The sequence below is a fragment of the Methylomagnum sp. genome, from assembly GCF_054333355.1.
Window position 1 is genome coordinate 1 of the sequence record NZ_JBTEKS010000276.1, and the last position, 5,843, is coordinate 5,843.

Here is a 5,843-nt window from a genome sequence, read left to right on the forward strand (position 1 = left end):
GGTTTCGCTCGCTCTACCCAAGATATGTCTTTCAGGTATGTCTTTTCCTGGAAATCGCCTTAATGGTGTGAAGCGGGCGTGGGAACCTGCGGACCATCCGCCTCAGCGCGTTAGGATGACGTACAGCGCATGGACGACGCCGGGCACGAAGCCCAGCAGCGTCAGCAGGACGTTCAGCCAAAACGCGCCCGACAACCCGACCTCCATGAACACCCCTAGGGGCGGCAGGATGACGGCGAAAATAATTTTGAAGACATCTGTGAACGTGACCGACGACATGGCTTGTCTCCTGTTGAATGAATGGGTTCAGGGAACGCCCTCCGCCAATTCGGCAGCCCCGTGGCCCGAGGCCCGGCGCCGGGGCTTGACGGTGGTGCGGGCGATTTTCGAAGCGTCGAGGCTCGCGGGATCGTGTTCCACATGGATGTGGTCCCGTTCAAGGATCACCCGGAAGCCATCCCCCAGCGCCTCCCGCAATTGACGGGCCATCAGGACTCGGTCGGCGCCGCCCAAATCCCGGCTCCGCAGATCGAGGGCGAGACCGGAATAATGCCGACTGCCCTTGCGGTGCCTGCCGTCCAGTCCCGAGGTGATGACCAGGGCGCGGCCATGCTTTAGCCACACGGAGACGGCGGTGCGGATGGCCGGTAACATGCGCCGATCCAGCCCGCGCAGAATGACGCCCGGCTTGGTCAGAACGCCCGTCGGCAATTCAAAGAATGGCGCCATTCCGGAAAGCTGCCCGACGAGTCCGGCGCGATTTCCTGACATCCAAGCGGATGGCGGGTTCGGCGGCAACGTAGCCATGGCCCACAACCAGCCGATCAACAGCATCGTCAACGTGCCCGGCGAGGAATGCTCGCTGGAAGTTTCCAGCGCAGCGGGGCAGGGCGGTGGTTGCCGAGTGGGCGGGCGCAGGTGTTCGATGGACGAGGCCATGCGAAACATGGCGGGCGATTCGGGCGGACCCGGCGGCTCGGCCTGCTGGCTTATTTCGTGACCTGAATGCCGTTTTTGACGTCCTTAACGCCCTCGACGGCTTGGGCAAGCGTGGCGGCCCGTTCCCTCTCCGCCTCGCTGCGGACGAATCCGCTCAGCCGCACGGTGCCCTGAACGGTCTCGACGTGAATGTCGAGGGCGCCCACCAGCGGGTCTTGCACGTAAGCCGCCTTGACCTTGGTAGTGATGACGCTGTCGTCGATGGCCTCACCGGCGCGGGCCGCGCTGGGATTGTCCGGGTCGGCGGCCCGGGTGATGGCCGGGGCGCAGGCGAGGATGACGGCGATGACCGCGAGCGGCGCGAAAGATTGGGTGGTTGACATCGTGTTGCCCTCCTTGGCTGGTTGAGATTCGGACGCTTCCGGTCCGGGATAGTCGTTTCGACTCAAAATGCGCGGGAAAGGTCGGGGGTGGGGGTTTTTGCGGACGAGTTTGGTTTGAGGAAGAGCGCCGGGCCATCGGATGGGGGCACGCCGTGCGCCCTGCGTGTTAAAGCGCTGAATGTGCGATTCCGCAATGGAGGAACATTGCTCGGCTTTCTCAATGCCGATGGTCGCTATCACCCAGTCCACGCGACACCGACCATGCGAATTCTCCATCGCCATGGGGTTACTCAGGGGCAACACCGCATTGCGGGATAAACTGGGCCGGGGTTTGGAGCGGCGTCGGAAAGAAATCGACGATTTGCTGCAAGCTTATGGCGTGCCGCTGGTCCAAAGGGAGTGAAATAGGGGCCAAGACCCGGCCCGGTCACTGCCATGTAAGAATGTGGCCGAAAACAATTTCCCGGAATTAGCGGACATGGGAAGCGGGGCTTCCGAGACGCGGGTTCCCGAGCGGGAGTTTGGGAACCGGCAGGCTTGCTTCAAAGCGAGCTTTGAATTCCAGTGTTTTGCCAATTTAATGACGATGACAGGTCAACCGCCATCAACCGAGTATGAAAATGCCTACGCGCCAAAACTATTGTGATGATCTTAAACGGAGGCTCCGCGCCGGGCTGTCCCGCTGGCTGATCGGGATGCTGATGCCAGTCTTGGGGGCCGCGCCTGCCTTTGCGTATTCGGCGGACGCATCGGGCGATTGGCCGGACGGGCGGGCCTCGACGCCATCAAGCGCCGAGACCGACCCTCAGGGCGATGGCACCGTGTACCTGCTGCTGCACGGCCTGAATTCCGACGAAAGCGCTTGGAATGCGGCGGTCAAGAGCCTCTTCGGCAACCGTTGCCCCACCCTCCGGGAAGCCACCGACCCGGACAGCATCGCCGCTAGTCGTTGCTATCGGCTGCATTTCTCGGACGACGCCTGGCCCCACGGCGACGGCCTGAGCCTCGACCAATTGGGCGATGAAGTGAGTCGCGCCGTGACCTACATCCAGCAAGTCATGCGCCCATCGGCCATCGTGCTGGTGGGGCACAGCCGGGGCGGACTGGCGGCGCGGGCCTATCTCCAACAGTCCAGCTCAACCCCCCAATTCAAGCTTGCCCTGCTGACCATCGGCACGCCCCACCGAGGCACGCCCCTGGGCCGGGTCAAGGGCTTCATGGACCAGAACCAAGTGAGCATTGGCGACGTGCCCAAGTCCGTGCGCATCAGGTATCAGGGCATCATCCCCACGCCGGTCACGGTGCGCTCCCGCGACCAGTTAGAATTCCTGTTCTCGCCCAGCATGGATTTCCTTAGCACCGAGCCGGGCACCTATGCGGGGACGCCTTGCGCCAATCGGACCAACCAGACCCTCTGCCAACTGAACGCGGACGTGGGGCAACTGAGCGGCTTGGTCGAGGCGTTTGGGCAGATGGTGTCCCGTGGCTTGGTGCTGGGCGGCGACACGCCCATCGGCGAGGGCGTCGAACTGGACCTGCTCGGCGATTTGGCGATCAAGCGCTTGTTTCCCATGTTGATCCCCGCGCTGGATTCCGGGGATTTCGTCCGCCTGCGCGGGTACGTGTTGGCCGACATCATCGGCGGCGTTTCCCGCCGTGGCGATTTTTGTTCGAACGCGAAGAACGCCAAACAAGGCGGCTGGGCCTGGAGCGAGCGCAACCCGGATAGCTGGGCGTGCAACGGCGATGGCATCGTGCCGCTGATTTCCCAGACATTCAGCAAGCTGCTCCCCCGGGAGAAGTTCACCACGGTGAACCTGAGCGGCGTGCATCACACCGAGCAAACCCAGCGCACCCGCAACATCAAGCAGCTATTGCGGGCCATGCTTAAGAAACAGGCGGGCTTCCAGGCGCCCTGAGCCATGAAGCGATTCGTGCGGTGGCTGGTTCCGCTGGTGTTGCTGCTCTTGGTTGGGTTGGCGGGTTGGCGGCTCGTCAACCAAGCGCCGGAGCGGGTCGCCCACGAATCCCGGCGGGCGTTGTCGCGGGAATCGCTCCCGGCCGAGAAGAACGCCCCTCAGCCAGCCCGGCCAAGCTTGGCGCCGGACACGGGCGGGCGATTCCAAACCGGCATTGACCCCCGCTTTCAGGGCTACGCCTCGTCGCGCCTGATGGGTGCGTTGGCGACGGCTGACGCGGCGGGCGACCGGGAAACGGCGCTGGCCGCGCTGGCGACCTTGGAGCGCCGCGCCCAGCTCGGCGACGATGCGGTGCCGCGATTGCTGCTGGATAGCCTGGGGCGGTTCAGCGCTGATAAGCGGCAAGCCCTGGTGAGATTGCTGGGCCGCATCGCCACCCCGGCGGCGCTGGCGGCCTTGTTCGAATTGACGCGCCCGGGTGCGGAGCCGACGTTGCGGCGGGCTGCGCTGGCGGAAATCAGCCGGGTTGGCACCCACACCTACGACAACGGCGAATATCCGATGGAATTGTCGCCCCCACTGGAACAACGCTTGCCCCAAGCCGCGAACGACTCGGAACTGCTGGCGGCGGTGGCGGGCGGGCTGGCTTCCATAGGTGCCGCGTCCGGCGTCGAAGCCTTGCTGGAAACCATCGAAAGCCGCCCGGACGAGCCGCAGAGCCACATCATCGCCCGGCAACTCGCGGCGGTGCGGAATCCCGCCGCCGTGGCCCCGCTGGCGACGCGGCTGAATGGCGATGCCGGTTCCCTCGCGCCGGTGGCTGAAACCGCCGGGAATGCGCTGGCCGCCATGGGCGACCCCGCCGCCACCGAGGCGCTACTGGATTGGGCGGCGCGGGCGGAGGATGATCGGGCGCGGGCGCTGGCCCAGCGTTGGTTGGGCAACATCGTGGATGATGCTTCCGTCGATCTGGTCATGGCGGCGGAGGGGCGCTACACGTTCCGCGATCCGGGCTTGCTGGCGGCGATTCAGGCGAGGCTGTGGGAGCGGGATGCGGAGACCCGGCCTTATGTGGAGGGGCCGGGACAGTAATATCATCAGTCTGGGGTAGGTCGGGCATGTACTCATGCCCGACGCTGCGGTCTGGCCGAAGCGTCGGGCAGGAAATACCTGCCCGACCTACACCTATCGCGTCATTCAATGGCTGACAAAGCACTAGGCCGATCATCCCGGATCCCGCCACTTCCCACCCGGGCCTTAATTAACCGTAACCACTCCCACAGCCATATTATTATCAAAGTTGACCTCTTTGAGATTGGTCCAGACATTCCCTGTGGCATTCAAAATCCCCGTCTGCTGGGGCTTCACTGCGATCACCACGCTGGTTTGCTGATGGGCCTTCAGAGGGCCGAAGCTGCAATTTAGGGAGTTTTCACCATCAATATGGCAGGCTTTGGGAATCGCCACGAATTGCACCGGCAATGAAAAATACTGCGATAAATTAAGCTCGTCGGCCTTTACCGAGCCAGCATTCTTGAGGGTCACTTTATACTGGATTTTCTTTCCCACCGTGGCCTTTTTGAGATTGGGTTTGACCGTCACCGCCACATCACCGGCGGGCAATAGATTCACCGAATCCATCAGGGTATGGGTGTTGTCCTGGCTATTCGGGTCGAATTGGTCGGCCCAGGCATTGGCATAGGCTTGGAAGTAACCATTCTTGGTTTGCGTCACCGTAAAATGTTTGCTGGCACTCGCCCCGCCCGCCAAGTTGCCAACCCGGCAAGTCACCTGGTACGGCCCGGTGGTTCCTATCTGGGTGGATTCACAGCCTGAGTCCCGCGTCACGGGCACAAAGCTTTTTTGGAATTCCACCGTGAATCCCGAATTGGTCGCGGGCGTGTCGCCTTTGTTATTCACCGTGGCGGTATATTCCAACTCGGTGGCGGTATTGGGGTCGTCGCCAATAAGTTTTGATGTTTGGGCGATGGTCAAATCCGCTGACGGCGGTACGGTTGGCATAGTCCTCACGAAAATATCCGCGACGCCATTGGTGTCGTTCTCGACCAAATTGGACGCCTTGGATAAAAAAGCCAGGGTTTGTCCATCGCCGGATAATATTCCGAGATCAGAATTTTCATTCCCTTCAATGCCCTCGCTGGTTTGGCTGATGCGCCAAGTGTGCCGGGTTTTCCGGTCATGCATGAATATATCCGGGGCTTGATTGGAATCCTTGTGGACGAGGTTTTCGGCATGGGATTGGAACGCGACGAACCGGCCATCGCCCGACAGGCCGGTCAGCTCGGAAATACCCCCCACCGCCTCTTCGCCCATGGCCGAGATATTCACCCGCTCCAGGATATTTTTGGCCCGGTCCCGAACGAATATATCCGGCTGGCCGTTATAGTCGTAGGGCACCAAATTACTGGAATAGGAGGCGAAGGCCACGGTGGATTGATCCGCCGACATCAGGGCCGGGCCAGTGGCACCCAAGCTATAAGGCACGTAGAAGGGGTAGGTTGTGATCCACGGCCACGCCTCTTGACCATCGAACGCCAGACTGACCCGTTCTGCGGTCGTGGTTTCCAAATCATAGAAATAC

7 protein-coding genes and 1 pseudogene are annotated in these 5,843 nt (G+C 62.1%); 4 read left to right on the plus strand and 4 right to left on the minus strand.

Going from position 1 to position 5,843, the window contains the following annotated elements; all coding sequences use genetic code 11:
- Positions 1-102: 102 nt before the first annotated feature.
- Both ACXWUF_RS16985 and ACXWUF_RS16990 read right to left on the minus strand, forming a co-directional pair.
- Positions 103-279: a YqaE/Pmp3 family membrane protein gene (locus ACXWUF_RS16985; RefSeq protein ID WP_458495812.1), complete on the minus strand. Its 177-nt coding sequence runs from the start codon at positions 277-279 to the stop codon at positions 103-105.
- A gap of 27 nt (positions 280-306) precedes the next feature.
- The gene (locus ACXWUF_RS16990) at positions 307-729 is read right to left on the minus strand and encodes a hypothetical protein (RefSeq protein ID WP_458495813.1); all 423 of its coding nucleotides are present in this window, start codon (positions 727-729) and stop codon (positions 307-309) included.
- A 76-nt stretch (positions 730-805) separates the two neighbouring features.
- On the opposite strand from ACXWUF_RS16990, the gene ACXWUF_RS16995 reads away from it, so the two are divergent.
- Positions 806-1,000 carry a hypothetical protein gene (locus ACXWUF_RS16995; RefSeq protein WP_458495814.1) on the plus strand — a complete coding sequence of 65 codons (195 nt, stop codon included), beginning with the start codon at positions 806-808 and terminating at the stop codon, positions 998-1,000.
- Here the strand turns inward: ACXWUF_RS16995 and ACXWUF_RS17000 are convergent.
- The gene (locus ACXWUF_RS17000; protein WP_458495815.1) at positions 990-1,322 is read right to left on the minus strand and encodes a BON domain-containing protein; all 333 of its coding nucleotides are present in this window, start codon (positions 1,320-1,322) and stop codon (positions 990-992) included. The two genes, ACXWUF_RS16995 and ACXWUF_RS17000, sit on opposite strands and share 11 nt — an antisense overlap.
- A 280-nt stretch (positions 1,323-1,602) precedes the next feature.
- On the opposite strand from ACXWUF_RS17000, the gene ACXWUF_RS17005 reads away from it, so the two are divergent.
- The 3 genes from ACXWUF_RS17005 to ACXWUF_RS17015 all read left to right on the plus strand — a co-directional run bounded on the left by ACXWUF_RS17005 (position 1,603) and on the right by ACXWUF_RS17015 (position 4,333).
- Complete coding sequence (locus ACXWUF_RS17005; protein ID WP_458495816.1) at positions 1,603-1,725, plus strand: hypothetical protein; 123 nt, start codon at positions 1,603-1,605, stop codon at positions 1,723-1,725.
- A gap of 217 nt (positions 1,726-1,942) precedes the next feature.
- A complete protein-coding gene (locus tag ACXWUF_RS17010; protein ID WP_458495817.1) occupies positions 1,943-3,241 on the plus strand; it encodes an esterase/lipase family protein in 1,299 nt (432 codons plus the stop codon).
- 3 nt (positions 3,242-3,244) lie between these two features.
- Positions 3,245-4,333 (plus strand): HEAT repeat domain-containing protein, encoded by a 1,089-nt coding sequence (locus ACXWUF_RS17015; RefSeq protein WP_458495818.1) that lies wholly within the window; start codon positions 3,245-3,247, stop codon positions 4,331-4,333.
- Positions 4,334-4,498: 165 nt separating this feature from the next.
- Here ACXWUF_RS17015 and ACXWUF_RS17020 read toward each other — a convergent pair.
- Positions 4,499-5,843: pseudogene (locus ACXWUF_RS17020) on the minus strand (hypothetical protein); the annotation flags it as partial.

Bases quoted from the DNA above. Each gene is read 5' to 3' on its own strand.
- ACXWUF_RS16985 (WP_458495812.1), bottom strand. From the start codon at position 279: ATGTCGTCGGTCACGTTCACAGATGTCTTCAAAATTATTTTCGCCGTC.
- ACXWUF_RS17010 (WP_458495817.1), top strand. From the start codon at position 1,943: ATGCCTACGCGCCAAAACTATTGTGATGATCTTAAACGGAGGCTCCGC.
- ACXWUF_RS17015 (WP_458495818.1), top strand. From the start codon at position 3,245: ATGAAGCGATTCGTGCGGTGGCTGGTTCCGCTGGTGTTGCTGCTCTTG.
- ACXWUF_RS17000 (WP_458495815.1), bottom strand. From the start codon at position 1,322: ATGTCAACCACCCAATCTTTCGCGCCGCTCGCGGTCATCGCCGTCATC.
- ACXWUF_RS16990 (WP_458495813.1), bottom strand. From the start codon at position 729: ATGGCGCCATTCTTTGAATTGCCGACGGGCGTTCTGACCAAGCCGGGC.
- ACXWUF_RS17005 (WP_458495816.1), top strand. From the start codon at position 1,603: ATGGGGTTACTCAGGGGCAACACCGCATTGCGGGATAAACTGGGCCGG.
- ACXWUF_RS16995 (WP_458495814.1), top strand. From the start codon at position 806: ATGGCCCACAACCAGCCGATCAACAGCATCGTCAACGTGCCCGGCGAG.